This is a genomic window from Bradyrhizobium sp. (genome assembly GCF_035309285.1).
GTDB lineage: Bacteria > Pseudomonadota > Alphaproteobacteria > Rhizobiales > Xanthobacteraceae > Bradyrhizobium.
Map to the genome: position 1 here is coordinate 74,179 of NZ_DATGFH010000014.1, position 21,792 is coordinate 95,970.

Here is a 21,792-nt window from a genome sequence, read left to right on the forward strand (position 1 = left end):
AGTGTTGCACCTCCAGACCTCCCCCTAGTACCCCCTCGCGTGGCGCTTCGGCTTTGCGCCGAGCGCACGCAAACAAAACAACGGCAAACTGAGGAAACCTATCAACGGCAAACTGAGGTAGTCTAATGAATCAACAACGGAACATCACCACGGCCGGTCCGCACCGCTGGCAACCGGGCGAGAGCGGAAATCGCGCCGGCCGGCCTGTCGGAAGCCGTCAACGAATTGCTGAGGCGCTTTTGAGGGATATCGCTGAGGTATGGGAAGCGGCCGGCCGCGACGTCCTCGTGCGCCTGGCTAACGAAGACCCTGGCAAGCTCGCACAGATCGCCTATGGCCTGATCCCATGCGAACTAGCCGTGAGTGTCGAACAACGCATCCCTGGCTCGCTCAGCCCCGAGCAATGGCAAACGCTGCGCGGTGTGCTCGATGCCGTGGAAGCGGCCGGCGCGAGCGGCGTTTCGCCCGAAACTGTGTCGGAATGGATCGTTGAGGACTTGCGCGCGCGAATGGCAAAGCCGGTGGAAGTGTTGCCGTGTCCGATCGCGTTACCGTCGGAGGATACACTTTCCGCCAACCCGGCCTATCGACGCGCCATGCAGCCCTCGGCCAATAAATGCTCGGCCGAGAAAGCGTAGCCAATGCCTACATTAGCCTGCCGTTCAATTTCATCGAGGGTCGCCAACATTTGCCGCTGGCCGATAGCGATTGATTGGACGAAGTCTATGCCTCCAATGATCATGCCACCGCCGGTTGCTTCCGCAATTTTGATATTCTGCTGCATTGTTTGTCGAAGGTGACCGAAGATTTGGCTCAGTCCGGTTGCCTTTCGTGTGATGATGCCGATGGCTACGCCGGTCTCAGGGTCAATCAAAGGACCTCCGGAATTTCCGGCATTTACGCTCGCGTCGATCTGTATGACATGCGCCAGTCCCGATTCGTAGAACGAGCAAATCCTGCCGCTATGGCATGTGAGGTTATTGTGTTCGAGGGGAAAGCCGAGAAGGGCAACGTCGTCGCCGATGCGCCGATTTCTTGGCACCTCGAGGGTAAACTGATGAGCGGTCGATCGTAGCAAATCTGCCGGCGGTCGGAGAATTGCGTAATCGTAGCTCTGTTCTTGCGAGCCGGCTGCCAACCAGGTGGCAAAGTCTTGGGCGCCAAAAAAAACGAAACTCTCCTACGGCCATATCGTCGCGATGCACGCCTACTTGTGCAGCGGCATGGCAGCCAAGGTACACGTGATGGTTGGTTATCAAATGGCCGTTGCTGACAAAGGCGGTACCGCCTCCGATCTTTTGTTTTGCTGTGTTCACGAATTCAAGCTGGAAAATTCCAGATCGACATCGCACAACTGTATCCGTCAGCGACACGAGCGCTCTCTCCTGGAGGTCGGATGCGGGGCAGTTAGCACACCCTCGGTGGTTGATGCCAGCGCGTTAGGAATGCGTCGTTGATTGCGAGGAGGCAGATCCGACACAAAGTCGAAACAATCTTGGGTTTGGAGGATGCCAAATCCCCAGTCGACGGACGAAATCAATTGCGGATCTGTGGCAGCGAGCAGGGCACGGCAGACTGCGTAGACCTGCAATCCATCGCGAGGGTCAACCGATTAACTGACTCGGCTTCTTGATGAACGTCGCCTGAATGCGATTGTTGTGTCGACACATTCGCCATGCGCACCGTGATTTCTTTTGGGACCGCCGGCTGCTATATGCAAGCTCGCCATTCATATAATGGCGTAAGGGAGATAGTCATGAAAGTTTGTGCTGCGCTACTCGGAGCTTTTGTTCTTTCTGTCACGATGTCGTCGGTGACGACACCTGCGCTCGCGCTAGGCGGGTGCGGTCCAAACGGTCATCGCAATGGGGCCGGCGTCTGTGTTCCCGGCGGTCAAAATCAAGGCTGGTGCATCAAGAAGACCGGCCATCCGGCCACTCGTATGCCCAACGGGCAGTTGCGCTGCCTGTAACCTCGTCAATCGGAGCGCGAAAACAAATGGCCCCGGCCTCGCAATGGAGTCGGGGTCGTTAGTTTAAGACACCGGTCTTGGAAAACCGGCGTGCCCGCAAGGGCACCGTGAGTTGAAATCCCAGCCCCTTCCGCCACGTCTCGCTAAAGCTGCCTGATATTTTGTTGCACTCGGCGGTCACAAATCTTGGCGTCATGCGTCTTCCCGTTTCCGCAAGCGACGCAATGGCGTATTGTGCCTCGGTCAGTTGAGCTCGCGGACTTGGGTCCTGAGAGCCGGCACATCACTGCCTCTTGCCCTTAGCCATGTCGACGCGGGCCGACCCAAAACTGGGAGGCAATGCCATGACCATGAGGCCAGATCCCACCTTTCACGCATCGCCCAGGCTTGCGATGGAAGCGCCAGTGGAAAACTTCGCCTACACCTTGCTGCTCAGTCCCGATTTCTCCAGGCCCGACGCGCTCGCTGTCGTCGACGTCAAGCCGTCCTCGCCGAGCTACGGTCAAGTCGTCCACACCGTGATCATGCCGAACAAGGGTGACGAATTTCATCATTGCGGCTGGAACGCCTGCTCGTCGGCCTTGTCTCCGCTCGCGGGACACGCCTTCGTCGAGCGTCGTTATCTCATCATCCCGGGGCTTCGCTCGTCGCGCATCTACATCGTGGACACCAAGCCGGATCCGACGAAAGCACGCATTCACAAGATCATCGAGCCCGAGGAGGTCTTCAAGAAGACCGGCTACTCGCGCCCGCACACCGTCCATTGCGGGCCCGAGGGCATTTACGTGAGCACGCTTGGCGGCAGTGGAAAGGACGGCACCAACGGACCTCCCGGCGTGTTCATCATGGACTGCGAAAGCTTCGAAATTCTGGGCCGCTGGGAGATCGATCGCGGCCCGCAAAAGCTCCACTATGATTTCTGGTGGAATCTGCCGCGCGACTACATGGTGACCAGCGAATGGGCGTTGCCGCCGCAGTTCGAGAACGGGATCGTTCCGGAAGATCTTCTCGCGAACAAATACGGTCACCAGCTCCACTTCTGGGACTTGAGGGAGCGGCGCCACGTGCAGACCATCGACCTCGGCGCCAACCATCAAATGGCCCTGGAGGTGCGGCCCGCCCACGATCCGGTTCGCGAGTACGGATTCGTCGGCGTCGTGGTCGACACGACCAACCTCGAAGCCTCGATCTGGACCTGGTGGCGCGAGGGCGGAAAATTCCACGCCGAAAAGACGGCGACTATCCCGCCCGAGCCTGCGCCGAAGGAGAAACTGCCGCCGCTGTTGCAGGGCTTTGGTGCGGTGCCGCCACTGGTAACCGATATTGACCTGTCGATGGACGACAGGTTTCTCTACGTGTCCTGCTGGGGCACGGGCGAGATGCGCCAGTACGATGTCGGCGATCCCCGCAAGCCGAAGCTTGCGGGCTCCGTGCATATCGGCGGGATTGCGCGCCGCACGTCGCACCCGAACGGCAAGGCCTTTGCGGGCGGCCCGCAGATGGTCGAGATCAGCCGCGACGGCAAACGGGTGTACTGGACGAACTCGCTGTACTCGACATGGGATGCCCAGTTCTATCCCGAGGGCATGCCGGGCGCCGAGGTGATGGCCAATGCGAGTGAGGGGGGTGGGCTGGAGCTTGCCCGCGATTACTTCGTGAGTTTTCCAGACGGATATCGGCCGCACCAGATCCGGCTCGAGGGCGGTGACTGCTCGACGGATTCCTTCTGTTACCCGTCGGTCTCGAATTGAGCGGAGCCAATTGGGCCGCGACCTGGCTCTGGCTTGCGATCGTCGCGAGCGGCCTCTTTCACGGGATCAATCCCGGAATGGGTTGGCCGCTCGCGGTCTCCGCAGGGCTCATGGAACGAAGCCCGCGCGCCTTGTTTCTGGCGCTCGGGCCGCTGTCGGCGGGCCATTTCCTTGCAATCATCCTGATGCTTCTGCCATTCGCGCTGCTGCTCACGCTCGCCGAATGGCAACGTCAGATTCAGATAGCGGCGTCCCTGGTCGTCGTCGGCTTTGGCATCTTTCTTTTCTTTCGGCGACGCCATCCCAGAGCGCTCGCAAGGATACCGCCGACACAATTGGGGCTCTGGTCTTTTGCCATCGCGATCGCACACGGCGCCGGGCTGATGCTGCTCCCGATCTATCTCGGCCTGTGCGACGCGTCCGCGTCCGGCCACGAGGCAACCGCCGCGCTCGTGAGGGCCAATCTCGGCACGGCGATGCTCGTTGCCCTCGTGCACGTCGCCGTCATGGCAGGGGCGGGCGGATGCATGGCCTGGCTGGTGTACCGCTATCTCGGCCTGAAATTCGTATCGCGAAGCTGGTTCAATCTCGATGCGGTTTGGGCCATCAGCCTCGTTCTGATCGGCGGCGTCGCGCTCGCGTTCAACCTCACGGAGTGACGGTGAATCGCGAAGGGATTGCAGGCCGTCTTCACGCGGGGCTGGGTTTCGCTCCGTAGTTCTCCTGCCGTGAACAGGGTTCCACGCATCCAGAATTTGTTGCTTATTTCGTGCACGGCCCCAGGTTTCGGCGGCAAACGCAGTGATCTCCCGGTGCGAGGAATGTGCGTCGCACCTGATTGTGCGCCTTGACATCCGTAACCATATGGTTACCATTTGTGTAACCCAATGGTTACGCAACACCGCCAGAAACGCACCGCCGTATTTCGAGCGATCGCCGATCCCACGCGGCGGGAGATTCTCGGAATGCTGCGTCACGGGCGCTACAGCGTCGGCGAGATCGCTGCAAATTTTTGCACGAGCCGGCCAGCAATTTCGAAGCACCTGCGCGTGCTGCGCTCGGCCGGATTGATTGCCACACGTCAGGAAGGCACGGCGCGGATTTGCGTGCTGAATGCCGCCCCGCTGCGCCTCGTCAACGATTGGCTCAGCGACTACGAGGTGTTCTGGAGCGGCACCTTGCGCGAGCTGAAACACTACGTCGAGGAGGAGCGATGACCACAGCCGTTGCAACGCAAACAATCGTGCAGGAAATCACCATCAACGCATCCGCCGCGCGCGTGTTCGAGGCGCTTACTGACCCCGAGCAGCGCAGGCGGTGGTGGGGCCGTGATGGCCGCTTTCAGACCACGCATGTCGAGTCCGACTTGCGGGTCGGCGGCAAATTCAAGATGAGCGGCACAGGCTTTGGCAGGCCGTTCACGGTGACAGGGGAGTATCGGGCGATCGAGCGGCCGCGGGTGCTCGCTTTCACCTGGCTGCCGTCCTGGCAGGCCAACGCCTCCGAGACGCTGGTCCGTTTCGACCTGTCTGAAACGGACGGCATCACCACCGTGCGCGTGACGCATTCGGGGCTGACACCGGAGGGCCTTGAGGCGCATCAGGGCTGGGCGCAAATCCTGGCGCAGTTGCGAAGCTTTGCGGAGGGTTGAGGCGCAATCGGACGCCTTGCAAAACCCGCCAGAAACTTTCATCGGCTTTGCGCATTATCCGGCGTCACCGGCAACGGCTGTCCGAGGACACTCAGGAAGCGGGAAGGCTGCGCCGGCTCGCCTCGGGAAAGCTGCCTCCGTCCGCGTTGTGGAGTTAGCTCAGCGTTTGATCCGGCGGCTCGAAGCTAGCCGGCATCATGTGTTGCGGCGTTTCCAGAGTGCGAATCAGTGACTCTGGCCCGGACTCGGGATGGGGCGATATCCGTAATCATTCGGGCGCGTCGCGCGGCGAGGCGACCTTTGTTGCGAGGGTCGTTTTTGCTAGGATCGACGTGACATCAGTGCTTGCCCGATCCAGCCTGTGAGGCTGCGGACGGGGAGCGGTTCCTTGCCATCGCTGGGGACACAACGAAAGGCGAGGCATTTTAGTGGGGAACGGCAGCCGGGCTGCAGCAAAATCCGACGTCCTGCTGTTTCCGCAGCCGGCGCTCAAGCTGATCTATGACACAGCGCCGATCGGACTTGCCTGCCTGTCGCCGGATTGCCGCTACCTGCAGATCAATCAGCGGCTGACCGAGATCTGCGGCATCTCGGTCGAGGAGCATCTCGGCCGCTCCGTGCGGGAGTGCGTGCCGGCGCTTGCTGATTCAGTCGAGGCGATCGTGCAGTCGATCCTTCGGATCGGCGAGCCTATCACCGGTGTCGAAGTAGCCGGCCAGCGTCCTGACCAGCCTGACGAGCGAGCCTGGATCACCTATTGGCATCCGCTGCGGGCGCCAAGCGGGGAGATCGTCGCCATCAACGTCGCGGCGGAAGAGATCACCGAGCGCAAGCGCAGCGAGCAGGAGATGCGACGCGCCCGCGAACGGGCCGAGGAGACACTGGAGCATCTGCGTCAAACCCAGGCCTTGCTGATCGAAGCGGAAAAGCTCGCGCTGCTCGGAAGACTCGTCGACGGCGTCGCGCACGACATCAGCGGCCCGGTCAGTTCGAGCCTTGCGGCCGCGACGACGCTGCAGCGAAAGTACGAGCTTTTCGCCACCGAGGTCGGACGCGGCGAGATCAGACGCTCGTCCCTCAACCAATTCCTCGATGCGGTCAGGGGCGCTTCGGTCCAGCTTGTCGCGAACCTCGCGCGCGCCACCGAGCTGGTGCAGTCGTTCGCGCAGGTGGCGGTCGATCGGAGCCGTCTGGAACGGCGCAGCTTCGACCTCCGTGAGCTCACCGAGCAGGTGCTTGCCGGCTTGCGGCCGGAGCTGCGCGAACGGGGGCTCGCGCTCGATGTCGCCTGCGAAGGCGATCTCGTCATGGACAGCCTGCCGGGACCCTACGGGCTCGTGCTGAGCAATCTCGCGCTCAACTCGGCTCAGCATGCGTTTCCGGACGGGCGCGCTGGAACGATCCGCGTCAAGGCGCATGCGCTCGGCAACGGCGACATCGAAATCGTGGTCGCCGACGACGGTTGCGGCATGAGCCCGCACGTCCGCCGCCAGGCCTTCGATCCCTTCTTCACGACGCGCCGCCACGAAGGCGCGACCGGGCTTGGCCTGCACATCGTGCAAAGCATGGTGGTCGACCGCCTCGAAGGACAGCTCTCGCTCGAGAGCGAGATGGGGGCAAGGACCACGGTGCGGCTGCTCCTGCCGCGCTCGATCCGGAGCGAGCTTTAAGCGATGTCGCCTAGCAAATTCGACACAGGGAGACACATCATGGGGAAGGCCTGCATCCTTCTTGCCTCCGCGATCGCTATCGTTCTCGCGACGGGACCGGCGCTTTCAGCCATCAAGTTCAAGCGTTTTCCGCATTGCCCGGAGGGAGCCGTCACCCAGAAAACCTGCGAGTGCCATGCCGGCACATCCAAGCGCTTTCGCTATTGCCATGCGGGCGATCATTGCGACACCAGCACCGGAAAATGCCAGAAGTAGCGTCGCGAAAGTGAAGGGGAATGGGCCACCCAGCTTCGCCCGGGCAAGCCAAAGTGGCTCGGGGCCCTGGGCGGAGCAGGATGCTGGCGTTCAGCTAGCGAAGGCGAAAGCGAGCAGGCTCGAGCAAAGGAGCACAAAACCGGCTGCAGTCAGGGCGAGGAAGCCCTCGGAGACCAAGTCATGATGGCGCATGGTACACCCTCCTTACTCGACGTTCGTCCGAATTGATTAAAACTTTCCGAACGAGCTCACTGAAAGCAGGTGATGCAGGGCCGCTTGACACTGCCGCGGAATTAAGTCCGCGACAGAACACCTTCGAACGCATGGGCTAGGAAAATTCCGGCTCCCACCAAGCCCATTGCCGCTGTAAGCATCTCGAACATTGCAGTCGTCCTTTGCGCCCCCGCGCATGCACACCAAACGCCGTGCACGCCTACACAGTCAAAAAGATTTCGCAGCGCGGTCGTACAATGCATGGTCAGTGGGGATTTCGCGCAACAGGTGTGCCAAAACCGAGCAATGTCGGTTGCGGGCGTGGCGCAAAAGCAACGGTTGAGTAACCATCGTAAATCCCACCCCATTTCTGCCGCGTTCCGGTTGCGGTATCTTCAGCATTTGATGCGGAGGTGGGCCGTATCAAACGCGGCATGGCCGGAAAATGCCTCAAAGTAGGCAGGCTCCGGATGGAATGGTAATGGGGCGAATGGGGATCCGACGCTTAGATTCGGCAGTCCGGGCGGCGCGCAGCGCGGCCGTCATCGGTGCCTGCCTGGCGCTCGCCAATTGCGCCTCATCGGGCAAGTTCGCCAGCCGGGTCGATCCGAAATACGGCGTCTCCTCCAGTCCGAGGATGGTCGCCTTTGGCGAGCCGGTGCCGAAAGGCGGTGGCAGCTACCGCGTCGGCAAGCCCTACATGGTCGGAGGCCGTGTCTATGTTCCCGAGGAGGACGTCAATTACCGCGAGGAGGGCATCGCCTCCTGGTACGGCGATGACTTCCACGGCCGACTTACCGCCAACGGCGAAGTGTTCGACATGGATGCGCTCACAGCCGCCCACCCGACGCTGCCGATGCCATGCTATGCGCGGGTGACCAATCTCTCGAACGGCAAATCGCTGATCGTCCGCGTCAATGATCGCGGGCCCTATGCCGCCAACCGCCTGATCGACGTCTCCCACAAGGCGGCCGAACTTCTTGAATTCAAAAGCAACGGCACGGCGCGCGTGCGGGTCGAATATGTCGGCCGCGCCCCCCTGGACGGGTCCGACGACCGCCTGTTGATGGCGACGTTGCGCACCGGCGAGCCGGCCCCGGCCCCGTCCCTGGTCCGACTGGCCTCGGCGCGGCCGTTCGTCCCGCAAACGGCGATCCGTGGCCGCCCGGTACGCGGCGAGATTCCGATGCCGGCGGATCGGCCCTACAGCCTCGGCAATACCGGGGCCGATTACGCCTCGATCAATGCCACCTCGGAAATGTCGTCGTCGAGCCGGGCGCGGTCGGCGGGCCGCACCCTCGATAATCCGCGCCAGGTATCCTACGAAGCCGACAGCCGTTACAGCTCGGCCTACACGCCGATTGATCCGCGTGGCCCGAGCGAAATCCTCGCCGCCCGCGGGCTCTATTGAAGAAGCCTGAACGGCCACCACCTCGTCGACGGATGCAGTCGCCGAGACCAACCGAGCGCGTCGAGGTTCCTTCCCATCAAGCCGTCGAGTTCTTGGGGACGCGCGTTCACCTAGCGCAACGGCGCGAAAAGCTGTGTTGTTCGCGATAGGTCCACCTGTTAGAACGCCCGGCACCCAAGAGGCAGATTGCCGATGGCACCCGCGCTTTCTTTGTTCCGCAAGCTCACGGCCTCGCCGCGAGGCCTGTGTCGCTGCCTGATCGCCGCCCTGGTCGCGGCAGGACTCGGGTGGGGCAGCGTCACGCAGGCCGCCAACCATAGCGTCCAGGGCGCCCCGAAATCGGAAGAGATTGCCTTTGAGGGCAATGCACCGACCGCGATCCTGATCGAGGCCAAAAGCGGCAGTGTGCTGTTCGAGAAAAACGCCGACGAGCTGCGCGCCCCCTCCAGCATGATGAAGCTGATGACGGCGGAAGTGGTGTTCCACGCCATCAAGGAGGGCACGGTCAAGCTGACGGATGAATACCGGATCAGCGAGAATGCGTGGCGTCACGGCGGCGCGCCGTCCGGCACGTCGACGATGTTCGCCGCCATCAACAGCAAGGTTTCGGTCGACGATCTCCTGCACGGCGCCATCATCCAGAGCGGCAACGACGCCTGCATCGCGCTTGCCGAAGGGATGGCCGGCAACGAGCAAATCTTCGCGTCCGACTACATGACTAAGCGGGCGCGCGAATTGGGGCTTGTGAGGTCGACCTTCGCCAACTCCAACGGGTTGCCCAATCCGGGCAACAAGATGACCGTGCGCGAGCTCGCGATGCTGGCCCGTCACATCATCCTGGACTATCCCGAGTTCTACAAATTGTTCGGCCAGAAGGAATTCACCTGGAACAAGATCCGCCAGCAGAACCGCAATCCGCTGCTGAACTCGCTCGACGGCGCCGACGGGCTGAAGACCGGCTACACCAAGGAGGGCGGCTACGGCATGGTCGGATCCGTCGTCCAAAACGGCATCCGCCTGATCGTCGTCGTCAACGGCCTCCAGGATTCCGAGGAACGCGCCTCCGAGGCCAAGAAGATGCTGGAATGGGGCTATCGCAATTTCGAGCAGCGGACCCTGTTTGTCGCCGACCAGACGCTCGGCTATGCGCGTGTGTTCGGCGGCGATAGCCGCTCGGTGAAGCTGACGAGCCCGCAACCGATCAACGTGATGGTGCAAAAGCAGGGCGGCGAAAAGCTGCTCGCGCGCATCGTCTACAGCGGCCCGGTCCGCGCGCCCGTGACGGCCGGCCAGCAGGTCGGCGTGGTTCGGGTCTGGCGCGGACCGAAGGTCGCCATGGAAGCGCCGGTCTATGCCGCCGAATCCATCGGCGTCGGATCGACCATGCGGCGGGCCATTGACGGCGTCCAGGAGCTGGTCATCGGCATGTTCCGCGCCGGCGTGGAGAGGCTCTGAGATGGGCGAAGCCGCGACAAAACGCATGCCCGGGCGTGGCCGATTCATTTCCTTCGAAGGCGGCGAGGGTTCGGGAAAATCCACCCAAATCAAGAAGTTGGCTGAACGCCTTGAAGCGGCAAAGTTGCGCTCGATCCTAACCCGAGAGCCGGGCGGATCGCCTGGCGCCGAGGTGATCCGACATCTGCTGCTATCGGGCATGGGCAAGCTGCTCGGTCCCGATGCCGAAACGCTGCTGTTTGCCGCCGCGCGCGACGACCATGTCCGCACGGTGATCCAGCCCGCCCTCAGCCAAGGGACCTGGGTGTTGTGCGACCGCTTTTCCGACTCAACCCGAGTCTATCAAGGCAAGGCAGGCAAAGTGCCGGTCGGCCTCGTCAATGCGATGGAGCGCGTCACCATCGGCAATCTCAAGCCGGATCTGACGATCATCCTGGACGTGCCGGTCGAGATCGGGCTGAAGCGCGCGGCCGCTCGCCGCGGCGACGCCGCGCCCGACCGCTTCGAATCCGAGGACATGAAGTTTCATCAGAATCTGCGCGATGCCTATCGTGAACTTGCGGCGATCGAACCCCAGCGCTGCGTGCTCATCGATGCCACGCCCGACGCCAATACCGTGGCGGCCAGCGTCTGGACCGCGCTGCGCGACCGCTTTTTCGCCAGCCCCGCCACCGCGGCCTCCAGGGCATGAGTCCGAAACAGCCGGAAGCCGAGATCACCGCGCCGCATCCCCGCGGGACCACCATGCTGTTCGGTCACCGCGAGGCCGAAGCCGCGCTGCTTGCCGCCTACAAAAGCGGACGGATTCCGCATGCGTGGCTGATCGGCGGCGCGCAGGGCATCGGCAAGGCGACCTTGGCCTATCGCATGGCGCGCTTCGTGTTGAGCCATCGCGATCCGCTCTCACCGGACGTTCAGCGCGCCGCGACGCTCGCAATCGATGCGAATGCCCCGGCCGCGCGTCATATCGCCTCCGGCGCCCACGGCGGCCTCCTGGTGCTGGAGCGCACCGCCAACGACAAGGGCGTGCTGCGCACGGTGATCACCGTCGACGAGACAAGGGAGACCATCGCGTTTTTCGGTTCGACGGCGGCGATCGAGGGCTGGCGGGTCTGCATCGTCGACACCGTCGACGAGCTCAATCCGAATGCGGCGAACGCGCTCCTGAAGATCCTCGAGGAGCCGCCGCAGCAATCGCTGTTCCTCTTGATCAGCCACGCGCCGGCGCGGATGTTGCCCACTATCCAATCGCGCTGTCGCAAGCTCCGCTTGCGGCCGCTTGCGGTCGAGGATGTGATCCGTGCGACGGCGCTCGCGAGCGGCCGCAGGAGCGATGATGGCGCGCTTCAAGAGGCCGCGGCGGCGTCCGAAGGGAGTGTGGCGCAGGCGCTGACGCTGCTCGGCGGCGATGCGCTGAAACTTCAGAAGCGGACCCAGGCGATGCTCGCCACGCTGCCCAAGGTCGATCCGCGCGAGCTGCACGCGCTTGGAGACTCGCTTCCTCTGTCGGACCGGGTGGCGCTCTCGGCCTTCATCGACAGCGTCGACCGCTGGATATCCGAGCGGCTGCGCGTCGACGGCGCCTCCAATGCGAACCTGCCCCGCCTTGCGCGGCTGGCGGAGGTATGGGAAAAGATCGCCCGCGCCGCGCGCGACACCCAAGACTATAATCTTGAACGAAAGCCGCTGGTTTTCTCGGTGTTCTCGATGCTTGCGGAAGCTACGCGGTAAGCGTTCCCGTCATCCATTCCGACCGTTCCGTTCGAGCCGACTACAAGGATTTTCGCCGTGGCCAAGAAGTCTTCGAAAAAGAAAAAGACCAAGAAGGCCGCCAAACGCGCCGTAAAGGCTGCGACGAAGAAGCGCGTCGCCAAGAAGGCGAAGAAGGTAGCCAAGAAAGCCGCGAAGAGCGCTGCCCGAAAGGCGGTCGGGAAGGGCGCCACGAGATCGGCAGTGAAGAGCAAGGCGCCGAAAGCGCCCGCTGCACCGAAGAAGGCCGCGAAGAAGCCCGCCGCACCCCGCGCCCAAAGGCCTGGGGGCGTGGCAGCCACGCCATCAACGGCATCGCGCGGTAACGCTTTCTACATCACGACCGCGATCGCCTATCCGAATGGCCAGCCGCATATCGGCCATGCCTATGAGGCGATCTCGACCGATGCCATTGCGCGTTTTGCGCGCCTCGACGGCAAGGATGTGTTCTTCCTCACCGGCACCGACGAGCACGGGCTGAAGATGGTCCAGACCGCTGAGGCCGAAGGTTTGACGACGCCTGACCTAGCGGCCCGCAATTCCGGCCGCTTCAGGGCGATGGACGAACGGCTGAACGTCTCGTTCGACCGCTTTATCCGCACTACCGAGCCGCAGCATCATCGTTCCAGTCAGGCGATCTGGAACAGGATGCTTCAGAATGGCGACATCTATATCGATACCTATGCCGGCTGGTATTCGGTGCGCGACGAGGCCTACTACGCCGAGGACGAGACCACCGTCGGCGAGGACAATGTCCGTCGTGGCGGGCAGGGCACGCCGGTCGAGTGGGTGGAGGAGAAGACTTATTTCTTCCGCTTGTCGGCTTATCAGGACAGGCTGCTCGCGCTCTACGAAAGCCAGCCGGATTTCATCGGGCCAGACGCACGCCGCAATGAAGTGATCAGCTTCGTCAAGCGTGGCCTGAAGGACCTTTCGATCTCACGCACCACTTTCGATTGGGGCGTGAAGGTGCCGAATGATCCCGAGCATGTCATGTATGTCTGGGTCGACGCGCTGACCAATTACATCACCGGCGTCGGCTTCCCCGACGAGTCTGATGCGAACTGGCGCTACTGGCCGGCCGATCTGCACATCATCGGCAAGGACATCATCCGCTTTCACGCGGTGTACTGGCCGGCTTTTCTGATGTCGGCAGGCATACCCGTGCCGAAGCGCGTCTATGCTCACGGCTTCCTGTTCAACAGGGGCGAGAAGATGTCGAAGTCGGTCGGCAACGTCGTCGATCCCTTCAACCTCGCCGACCAGTATGGCGTCGACCAGATCCGCTATTTCTTCCTGCGCGAGGTCGCGTTCGGGCAGGACGGCAACTACAACCATGAAGCCATTGTCGCGCGCATCAATGCCGATCTCGCCAACGACCTCGGCAATCTGGCGCAGCGCTCACTGTCGATGATCGCCAAGCAGCTCGGCGGCGTACTGCCGGCACCTAGCGCGTTCTCCGACAATGACAAGGCGATCCTGGCCGAAGCCGACGCCATGATCGGCGTGGCGCGCACCGCAATGGCCGGCCAGCAGATCCATCAGTGGCTGAATGCGGTATGGTCGGTAGTGGCGGAAGCCAATCGTTATTTCGCGGGCGAAGCGCCATGGGCGCTGGCCAAGACCGATCCGGTGCGCCAGCACACGGTGCTCTATGTCACCGCGGAGGTGATCCGCCAGATCGCAATCCTGACGCAACCAGTGATGCCCGTGGCGTCCGAGAAGCTGCTCGACAGTCTCGGCATTCCCCACGGCGAGGCGCGAATGTTCGCTTCGCTTGGAGGCGGGACGCGGATTGCGCCCGGAACAACCCTGCCTGCGCCACAAGCGGTCTTTCCGCGTTACATCGAGCCGACGGCGGCATAAATATTACGCATGCTCGTCGACAGCCATTGCCATCTGGACTTTCCGGACTTCGCCGCTGACCTCGACGCCATCGTCGGCCGCGCGGCGGAGGCCGGGATCGGCCGCATGATCACGATCTCGACGCGGGTGAAACAGCTTGGCGGCCTGCTCGCGATCGCGGATCGCTTTCCGAATGTGTTCTGCTCGGTCGGTACTCATCCCCATCACGCCGACGAAGAGGATGGCATCTCACCGGACGAGCTGATCGCGCTCACCAAGCATCCGAAGGTTGTCGCTCTCGGCGAAGCCGGGCTCGATTATTTCTATGACAACGGCTCGCCGGAGGCACAGGCGCGTGGCTTTCGCGCGCATATCGCCGCGGCCCGCGCGACCGGCCTGCCGCTCGTCATCCACACCCGCGAGGCCGACGCTGATTGCCAGCGCATTCTGGAGGAGGAGGTCGCGAAAGGACCGTTCCGCGCGGTGCTGCATTGCTATACCGGCGGCCGCGACCTCGCGATGAGGGCGATCGAGCTCGGGCTGTCGATCTCGTTCACCGGCATCCTGACCTTCAAGAAATCGGAAGCGTTGCGCGCGCTGGCGGCAGACCTGCCCGCCGACCGCATCATGGTCGAGACCGACGCGCCGTATCTTGCGCCCGGCAAATTCCGGGGAAAACGCAATGAGCCGGCTTATGTCGTCGAGGTCGCCAAGGTTCTGGCGGAGACGCGTGGTGTGTCGCTTGAAGAGATTTCGCGGCAAACGACCGAGAACTTCTTCCGCCTGTTCTCGAAAGTGCCGGCTTCGATTGCCGCATGACGTTGACGCTCACGATCCTCGGCTGCGGCTCTTCTGCGGGTGTCCCCCGGCCAGCGCTCGGCTGGGGTGCCTGCGATCCCAACAACCCCAGGAACCGCCGCCGCCGCTGCGCGCTGATGGCGGAGCGGGATTCGGAGCATGGCACCACGCGGATTGTGATCGACACCTCGCCCGATCTGCGCGAGCAGATGATCGATGCGCATGTCGACCACATTGACGCAGTGTTTCTCACCCACGAACATGCCGATCAGACTCACGGCATCGATGACCTCCGTTCGGTGGTGCTGCACCAGCGGCGGCGAATTCCCGTCTACTTCAACCAATCGACCGCCAAGGACGTCATGGCGCGGTTCTCGTATTGCTTTATCTCGCCGGAGGGCAGCGACTATCCGCCGATCCTGACCCGGCACGGCGTCGAAGGCGGCGAAAGCCGCGAGATCGAAGGAAAGGGTGGCACGATCCGGCTATCGGCCTTCAACGTGCAGCACGGCAATATCCCTGCGCTCGGCTACCGCATCGCCGATGCCGCCTATACGCCCGACCTCAACGACATCCCGCGCGAGAGCTGGCCGAGCCTTGAAAACCTCGACCTCTGGATCGTCGACGGCCTCCGCTACACGGCCCATCCGAGCCATTTCAACGTCGACGACGCGCTGTTCTGGATCAGGCGTTTCAAGCCAAAGCGGGCGGTGATCACGAACATGCACTCCGACCTCGACTACGAGGTGTTGCGGCAGAGCCTGCCCAAGGGCGTTGCGCCGGCCTATGATGGGATGCGGCTGACGGTGGGCTAGAGCGGCCTCATCGGAGTGGCCGCGAACGTGGAGCCGGTCCGATGATGTCCCTGTTCTTTGAAGTCGAAGTCAAGCCGGAGCGCACGGAGCAATATCTAACGCTGGCCGCATCGTTGAAGCCGGCGCTGGACGCAATGGGCGGCTGCCTGTTTCTCGATCGCTTCAGGAGTCTCACGCGGGACAATCTGCTCCTGTCCTATCAGATCTGGCAGGACGAGGGCGCCATGACGGCGTGGCGTGTCGACGGCAAGCATCACCATGTCCAGACGTTGGGGCGGGAGCGGGTGTTTTCCGACTATCGCTTGCGCATCGCGCAGGTGATCCACGAGGCGCGGCCGGGACAACCCGTCTGGCAACCCGAGCGGCGCACGCCCTACAACGACCCCGCGCGGCGCAAGCCGACCTATGTGCTGGTCACGGAATCGAGGCGCGACAAGCTTCCCGTGTCTGTGGACTGGCCGAGCGACGCCTTCGCCAGCGTCTATCGCGATGGCCAGTTCGCGCACCTTATCGACGCGCCCGATATCCAATCGGGTGTCGCCCTCGGCGAGCAGTTGTTGGCCGCGCCTACAGCGGAATATGTCAGGATCGTCGAGGTCACCCGTGATTACGGCATGTACGACCGCACCGAAGCGCCGCAATACTATCCGCCCATTGAAAGGGAGGCGCAGTCCAGGTACAGCCCTGTCATTCCGGGATGCACCGAAGGAGCAGACCCGGAATCTCGAGATTCCGGGTTCGATGCTGCGCATCGCCCCGGAATGACGCCCGATAAGCTACGCCGAGATCGCCTTCGCCGACTCGACCTGATTGCGCAGCAGGAATTTCTGGAGCTTGCCGGTCGACGTCTTCGGGATCGTGCCGAACACCACGGCTTTCGGCGTCTTGAAACCGGACATGTGGGTGCGGCAATACGCGATGATCTCGGCCTCGGTGGCCTTCGCGCCGTCCTTCAATTCGATAAAGGCGCAGGGCACTTCGCCCCATTTCGGATCGGGTTTTGCCACGACGGCCGCGAACAGCACAGCCGGGTGCTTGTAGAGGACGTCCTCCACTTCAACCGAGGAGATGTTCTCGCCGCCTGAAATGATGATGTCCTTGGCGCGATCCTTGATGATGACATAGCCGTGCTCGTCGAGCACGCCGAGGTCGCCGGTGTGGAACCAGCCGCCCGCAAAGGCTTCCGTGGTGGCTTTCTCGTTCTTCAGATAGCCCTTCATCACGATATTGCCGCGGAACATCACCTCACCGATGGTCTCGCCGTCACGCGGCACCTCGCGCATGGTCTTGGGATCGAGCACGGTGATGGCTTCCTCGAGCGGGTAGGCGACACCCTGCCGGCGCTTGAAGTGCGCGCGCTCGGCTACCGGCAGATCATCCCAGCCCGGTTGCTCCGCGCAGACGGAGGCAGGGCCATAGACCTCGGTCAGGCCGTAGACATGCGTGAGCTTGATGCCGATGCTCTCGGCACCCTCGAGCACGGCAACCGGGGGCGCCGCGCCCGCGATCAGCCCGACCACGGGCTTCGCACTCTTGCCCTTCGGCGCGTCGGGCGCGTTGATCAGCGTGTTGTAAACGATCGGCGCGCCGCACATGTGGGTGACGCCGTGCTTTCTGATCAGCTCGAAGATCCTGGTCGGGTCGACCTTGCGCAGGCAGACATTGACGCCGGCCGCAGCCGCCACGGTCCACGGAAAACACCAGCCGTTGCAGTGAAACATCGGCAGCGTCCAGAGGTAGACCGGATGCTGGCCGAGCGAGCCTGCGAGAATGTTGCTAACCGCATTGAGGTAGGCGCCGCGATGATGCGTGACGACGCCCTTGGGATTACCTGTTGTGCCCGACGTGTAGCTCAGCGCGATGGCATCCCATTCGTCGGCGGGCCGCTTTGGCACGAAGTTCGGATCGCCTTGCGAGACGGCCGCTTCATATTCGACGTCGCCGATGCGCTTGCCGCCCGTGAAAGCGGCGTCGTCGACATCGATGACAAAAGGCTTCGGTCCGCTCACGAGCTTGAGCGCGTCCGAGATCACACCGGCAAATTCCGGATCGACCAGGATGATTTTTGCGCCGCCATGATCGAGCTGGAACGCGATCGAGGGTGCATCGAGGCGGATGTTAAGCGCGTTCAGCACCGCGCCCGCCATCGGCACGGCAAAATGCAATTCGTTCATGGCCGGCACGTTCGGCAGCATCGCCGCCACGGTGTCGCCCGCGCCGACGCCGCGGCCGGCGAGATACGACGCAAAGCGCCGGCAGCGCGCATAGGTCTCCGACCATGTGAACTCGCGGTCTTCATAGACCGTGCTGAGCTGGTTGGGATAGACCGCCGCGCTTCGCTCAAGGAAGCTCAAGGGCGTCAACGGAACGTAATTGGCCGGGTTCTTATCCAGACCGATATCGTATTGATTCATCGGTCACCTCCCACCTTGGGACTCTAAAGGAAACCTATGGAAATCCATGGGAATATAGCAACAATTGCAAGCCCTGCCAGGAGCGCCAGCATATAGCCCCAGATCGGCCTGATGCCTTCGGCCGGATCGACCCGGCCGATCGCACAGGCGGCATAATAGCCGACTCCGAACGGTGGCGAAAACAGGCCGAGGCCCATCGCCAGGATGATGATCATCGCATAGTGCACCTCGTGCACGCCGACGGCGCGCGCGATCGGAAACAACAGCGGGCCGAACAATACGATCGCGGGAATGCCTTCAAGCACGCTGCCGAGCACGACGAAGGCTGCGATCGACACGGCGATGAAGCTCGCGGAACCCCCCGGCAGGCCGGTCATCGCAGTCGCGAGCGCGTGGGAAAATCCGGATTGCGTCAAGCCCCAGGCCATGCCGGTCGCGCTGCCGATGATCAGGAGGATTGCGCCCGATAGCGACGCGGTCTCGATCAGCATGGGGATGAGCCGCCGCCAGTCGAAGCGGCGGTAGACAATGAGACCGATGACGAAGCCATAGACGATGCCGATGGTGGAGACTTCGGTTGCGGTGGCGATGCCCTCGACCACGGCGTAGCGGATCACAAATGGCAGCGCGAGCGCGGGCAGGGCGATGACAAAGCTGCGGGCGATCTCGCCCGCCTTGGCCCGCTCGACGTGGCTGAGGTCCTCGTTGCGGTAACGCCACCACACCAGCGTCGATAGCGTGATCGCGAGCACGATGCTCGGCAAGAGGCCGCCCGTGAACAACGCCGAAATCGAGACGCCCGTGACCGAGCCGATGGTGATCAGCACCAGGCTCGGCGGAATGGTTTCGGTCTGCGCCCCGGTCGCAGCCAGGAGCGCCACGAGATCGCCGGGCTTGGCGCCGCGCTGCTTCATCTCCGGAAACAGCACCGGCGCGACGGCCGCCATATCGGCCGCCTTCGAGCCGGAAATGCCCGACACCAGATACATCGCCCCGACCAGCACATAGTGCAGGCCGCCGCGAACATGGCCCAACAGACTCGCCAGAAACGCCACCATGGCCCGTGCCATGCCGTTCATCTCGATCAAGAGCCCCAGAAACACGAACAGCGGCACGGCGAGCAGGATCAAATGGCTCATGCCCTCGTCCATCCGCCCGACCAGCACCAACAGCGGCGTGCGTGTGGTCAGCGCCAGGTAGCCGAAGATCGCGAGCCCAAAGCCGAACGCGATCGGCACGCCTGACAGCACGCAGAAGCCGGCCACGCCGACAAAGAAGATGACGAGGTTGATATTGCCGAGCGGCCGCAAGAGTGGCGCTGCCGCCCAGAACAGGCCGACCACCACGGCGACCGATATGGCTGCCTCCAGAACCAGCCGCAGGTCGCCATATCGAACCAATCTGAGCAGCGCAAACAGCGCCATCAGGCAGGTGCCGACCGGCAAAGCAGCCGCCCGCCAGGTATTGGAGATCTGCAGCGCCGGCGTGGTGATGAAGCTTTCCTCGTAGGCGTAATCGTAGCCGGGGTGCACGATCAGAATCAGGAACGCCAGCGCCGCGCAGGTCGCGACCACCTCGAGATAGGCGCGCAAGCCGGGACCAGTGCTCGCCACCAACGCGGTCATGCGCATGTGCTCGGAGCGGCGAAACGCCACGACCGCGCCCAGCATGGCGAGCCACAGGAACAGGATCGAGGCCAGCTCGTCCGACCAGATCAGCGGCGCGTGCAGCACGTAGCGCGAAACCACACCGGCGAAGAGAATGACAATCTCGGCGACGACAAGGAGCGCCGCCGGGACTTCAACCACAATGCCAAGAGCGTGCTCGATGGAGGCAATGCGCGAGCGGCGGTGAGGGGGCTGTGCAGCCTCCTCGACGACGACCGCGGTGTCCGTGACTACGACGTGAGCCATGACGGCCCCCACACGCGCTACGACAGCTTGCCGACGGCTTTTTCGAGCAGCGCCCAGGCCTGATCGCCGAACTTGCCTTTCCACTCGGCATAGAAGCCGGCGGAGCGCAGCTTGTCGCGGAACGGCGCCACATTGGGCTGGTTGAACACCAGGCCCTTGCCGGCCAGGTCTTTCTGCAGGCCGGCGTTGAGCTTGGCGACGTCGGCGCGTTCATTCACCGCGGCTGCGTTGATGTGCTTGGCGACAATGGCCTGTACATCGGCCGGCACGGCCTGCCATGAACGGCGGTTGGCGAGGAACCAGAAGCCGTCCCACATGTGGTTGGTCAGCGAGCAATACTTCTGGACCTCGTAGAGCTTTGCCGTCGAAATGATGGCCAGCGGATTCTCCTGGCCTTCAACGACCTTGGTCTGCAGCGCCGAATAGACCTCGCTGAAATTGATCGAGGCGGGCGAAGCATCGAACGCCTTGAACATCGGGGTCCACAGCGGCGACACCGGCACGCGGATCTTGAAGCCCTTGAAATCGTCCGGACCGTTGATCGGCTTGGTCGACGACGTGGTCTGCCGGAAGCCGTTGTCCCAGATCTTATCCATGACATCGAGCCCGGCCTTCTTGATCTCGCCGCGCACATAGGCGCCGAGATCGCCGTCCATGGCCTTCCAGACCGTATCGTAGTCCGGGAATGCGAAGCCGATGCCGTTGATCGAGGCCGCCGGCACCAGCGTCGCCAGGATCAGACCCGACAGCGTGAAGAAGTCGATGCCGCCGGACCTGATCTGGCTCAGCATGTCGGTGTCGGAACCAAGCTGGTTGTTCGGGAAGATCTGCAGCTCGAAACGGCCCTTGGTCTCGGCCTTGATCGCCCCGGCCATCTCCTTGGCCCGGGTATTGAGTGGATGGGAGTCCGGAAGATTGTTGGCATATTTGTAGGAAAACTCGGCCGCTTGCGCGCGAGCGACATGGGGCGCGGCGACGCCGCCGAACAGCGCGGTAGCGGCGGAAGCCTTGAGCAAGGTGCGGCGTGAAAAACTCATTCCAGTGGTCTCCCAAGTTTCTTGTTGTGCGAATGCAATCCCATACGCGCTCGACGCCGTCAGGTCAGCACCGATCTGGCGCATGAATCGCAAGGCTTATTGCAGCCGATGCATGCGGCGGCAACATCGGCTTTGAGGTGATCGGCGCGCCGCCGTGATCGTGCGGCAGGAACTCGTGCCGGCGAACCTCCAAACTGACGTGAGCCGAGAGAAATCTGGCCTAAATGTTTGATCTAATTGGATATAAAATAAGGCGACGTTTCACTTCACATACCCAACTACTAAAGGTATGATCTGATGCGCTATTCCCAAAAATCATGGGCTGGCGCATTTGGAGCGCCTTTTGTGAAATTCACCTTGCATTACGACGGGCCGCTACCGCCATCAGGAAATAAGCCCAAAAACAGCGACAAGTGGCGGATTAGAACGGAGCTGCATCCGCAGTTTGTTGACCTATGGGCAAGCCACCCAGCTCTACGGGACGTTGAGGACAATCGACACTTTCCAAAGACCGGCGGCGCGACGCTTACTCAGGCCCATCATCAGTATCCTGGTCCCGTAAAGCGGCCGATCACAGGCCCGCTTCCTCTCGGCTATTTTGGTCCTGACGATGCAACAATCGGCAGACCTGAACTTGTTGAACTGCTGGATTTGTGCGCGGCCATCGAGAAGCATGGCGCATGGTTTAGGCCCTTGGTACGGGATTCTTACGTAACCCTCCGGTGAGGGCCGCCTTCCGGGCGACAACCTTGCCTGCGATAGTTTGCTGATTGATTTGCAAGCAAATGAGCAAACGTGAGCAAGATTTCGGTTCTGTCGGGTCCGGAGCGGCGGCGGCGATGG

At 62.5% G+C, this 21,792-nt stretch carries 19 protein-coding genes and 2 pseudogenes; 17 read left to right on the plus strand and 4 right to left on the minus strand.

All coding sequences use genetic code 11. From position 1 onward, the window contains the following. Positions 1-125 precede the first annotated feature (125 nt). Together VKR55_RS33005 and VKR55_RS04675 are read left to right on the plus strand one after the other, a co-directional pair. A pseudogene (locus tag VKR55_RS33005) lies at positions 126-239 on the plus strand (DUF5681 domain-containing protein); the annotation flags it as partial. After that, complete coding sequence (locus tag VKR55_RS04675; RefSeq protein WP_324400190.1) at positions 240-638, plus strand: hypothetical protein; 399 nt, start codon at positions 240-242, stop codon at positions 636-638. Here VKR55_RS04675 and VKR55_RS33010 read toward each other — a convergent pair. After that, positions 584-1,138 carry a S1 family peptidase gene (locus VKR55_RS33010; RefSeq protein ID WP_414642299.1) on the minus strand — a complete coding sequence of 185 codons (555 nt, stop codon included), beginning with the start codon at positions 1,136-1,138 and terminating at the stop codon, positions 584-586. The two genes, VKR55_RS04675 and VKR55_RS33010, sit on opposite strands and share 55 nt — an antisense overlap. A gap of 618 nt (positions 1,139-1,756) precedes the next feature. On the opposite strand from VKR55_RS33010, the gene VKR55_RS33015 reads away from it, so the two are divergent. From VKR55_RS33015 to VKR55_RS04750, 15 genes and pseudogenes are all read left to right on the plus strand, one after another. Next, positions 1,757-1,972 (plus strand): GCG_CRPN prefix-to-repeats domain-containing protein, encoded by a 216-nt coding sequence (locus VKR55_RS33015; RefSeq protein WP_414642300.1) that lies wholly within the window; start codon positions 1,757-1,759, stop codon positions 1,970-1,972. A 344-nt stretch (positions 1,973-2,316) separates the two neighbouring features. Further along, positions 2,317-3,723, plus strand: a complete 1,407-nt coding sequence (locus tag VKR55_RS04685; protein ID WP_324400194.1) for a selenium-binding protein SBP56-related protein — start codon at positions 2,317-2,319, stop codon at positions 3,721-3,723. Next, positions 3,720-4,382: a hypothetical protein gene (locus VKR55_RS04690; RefSeq protein ID WP_414642301.1), complete on the plus strand. Its 663-nt coding sequence runs from the start codon at positions 3,720-3,722 to the stop codon at positions 4,380-4,382. The genes VKR55_RS04685 and VKR55_RS04690 overlap by 4 nt, the downstream gene beginning before the upstream one ends. Positions 4,383-4,610: 228 nt before the next feature. Continuing rightward, a complete protein-coding gene (locus VKR55_RS04695; protein ID WP_324400196.1) occupies positions 4,611-4,940 on the plus strand; it encodes an ArsR/SmtB family transcription factor in 330 nt (109 codons plus the stop codon). Beyond that, positions 4,937-5,374 carry an SRPBCC family protein gene (locus tag VKR55_RS04700; RefSeq protein WP_324400198.1) on the plus strand — a complete coding sequence of 146 codons (438 nt, stop codon included), beginning with the start codon at positions 4,937-4,939 and terminating at the stop codon, positions 5,372-5,374. Before VKR55_RS04695 ends, VKR55_RS04700 begins: the two co-directional genes overlap by 4 nt. A 428-nt stretch (positions 5,375-5,802) precedes the next feature. Beyond that, a complete protein-coding gene (locus tag VKR55_RS04705; protein ID WP_324400200.1) occupies positions 5,803-7,044 on the plus strand; it encodes a sensor histidine kinase in 1,242 nt (413 codons plus the stop codon). Between the two features lie 39 nt (positions 7,045-7,083). Further along, complete coding sequence (locus VKR55_RS04710; protein WP_324400202.1) at positions 7,084-7,299, plus strand: hypothetical protein; 216 nt, start codon at positions 7,084-7,086, stop codon at positions 7,297-7,299. A gap of 703 nt (positions 7,300-8,002) precedes the next feature. Beyond that, positions 8,003-8,923 (plus strand): septal ring lytic transglycosylase RlpA family protein, encoded by a 921-nt coding sequence (locus VKR55_RS04715; protein ID WP_324400204.1) that lies wholly within the window; start codon positions 8,003-8,005, stop codon positions 8,921-8,923. A gap of 192 nt (positions 8,924-9,115) precedes the next feature. Further along, positions 9,116-10,378: a D-alanyl-D-alanine carboxypeptidase family protein gene (locus tag VKR55_RS04720; protein ID WP_324400206.1), complete on the plus strand. Its 1,263-nt coding sequence runs from the start codon at positions 9,116-9,118 to the stop codon at positions 10,376-10,378. Between the two features lies 1 nt (position 10,379). After that, positions 10,380-11,069 (plus strand): dTMP kinase, encoded by a 690-nt coding sequence (gene tmk, locus VKR55_RS04725; protein ID WP_324400209.1) that lies wholly within the window; start codon positions 10,380-10,382, stop codon positions 11,067-11,069. Further along, a complete protein-coding gene (locus VKR55_RS04730) occupies positions 11,066-12,109 on the plus strand; it encodes a DNA polymerase III subunit delta' (RefSeq protein WP_324400212.1) in 1,044 nt (347 codons plus the stop codon). The genes tmk and VKR55_RS04730 overlap by 4 nt, the downstream gene beginning before the upstream one ends. A 15-nt stretch (positions 12,110-12,124) precedes the next feature. Beyond that, the gene (gene metG, locus VKR55_RS04735; protein ID WP_414642302.1) at positions 12,125-13,993 is read left to right on the plus strand and encodes a methionine--tRNA ligase; all 1,869 of its coding nucleotides are present in this window, start codon (positions 12,125-12,127) and stop codon (positions 13,991-13,993) included. Positions 13,994-14,002: 9 nt separating this feature from the next. Then, positions 14,003-14,791 (plus strand): TatD family hydrolase, encoded by a 789-nt coding sequence (locus tag VKR55_RS04740; RefSeq protein WP_324400216.1) that lies wholly within the window; start codon positions 14,003-14,005, stop codon positions 14,789-14,791. Beyond that, positions 14,788-15,585, plus strand: coding sequence for an MBL fold metallo-hydrolase (locus VKR55_RS04745; RefSeq protein ID WP_324400218.1), 798 nt, complete (start codon positions 14,788-14,790; stop codon positions 15,583-15,585). Before VKR55_RS04740 ends, VKR55_RS04745 begins: the two co-directional genes overlap by 4 nt. Positions 15,586-15,629: 44 nt before the next feature. Further along, positions 15,630-15,833: pseudogene (locus VKR55_RS04750) on the plus strand (antibiotic biosynthesis monooxygenase family protein); the annotation flags it as partial. 528 nt (positions 15,834-16,361) lie between these two features. Here the strand turns inward: VKR55_RS04750 and VKR55_RS04755 are convergent. From VKR55_RS04755 to VKR55_RS04765, 3 genes are read right to left on the minus strand one after another with little or no spacing between them, the layout of a single operon-like run. Then, positions 16,362-17,999, minus strand: coding sequence for an acyl-CoA synthetase (locus tag VKR55_RS04755; protein ID WP_324400220.1), 1,638 nt, complete (start codon positions 17,997-17,999; stop codon positions 16,362-16,364). A gap of 23 nt (positions 18,000-18,022) precedes the next feature. Further along, the gene (locus VKR55_RS04760) at positions 18,023-19,912 is read right to left on the minus strand and encodes a TRAP transporter large permease (protein ID WP_324400222.1); all 1,890 of its coding nucleotides are present in this window, start codon (positions 19,910-19,912) and stop codon (positions 18,023-18,025) included. Between the two features lie 17 nt (positions 19,913-19,929). Beyond that, on the minus strand, positions 19,930-20,949 hold the full coding sequence (locus tag VKR55_RS04765) for a TRAP transporter substrate-binding protein (protein ID WP_324400224.1): 1,020 nt from the start codon (positions 20,947-20,949) through the stop codon (positions 19,930-19,932). Between the last annotated feature and the right edge of the window lie 843 nt (positions 20,950-21,792).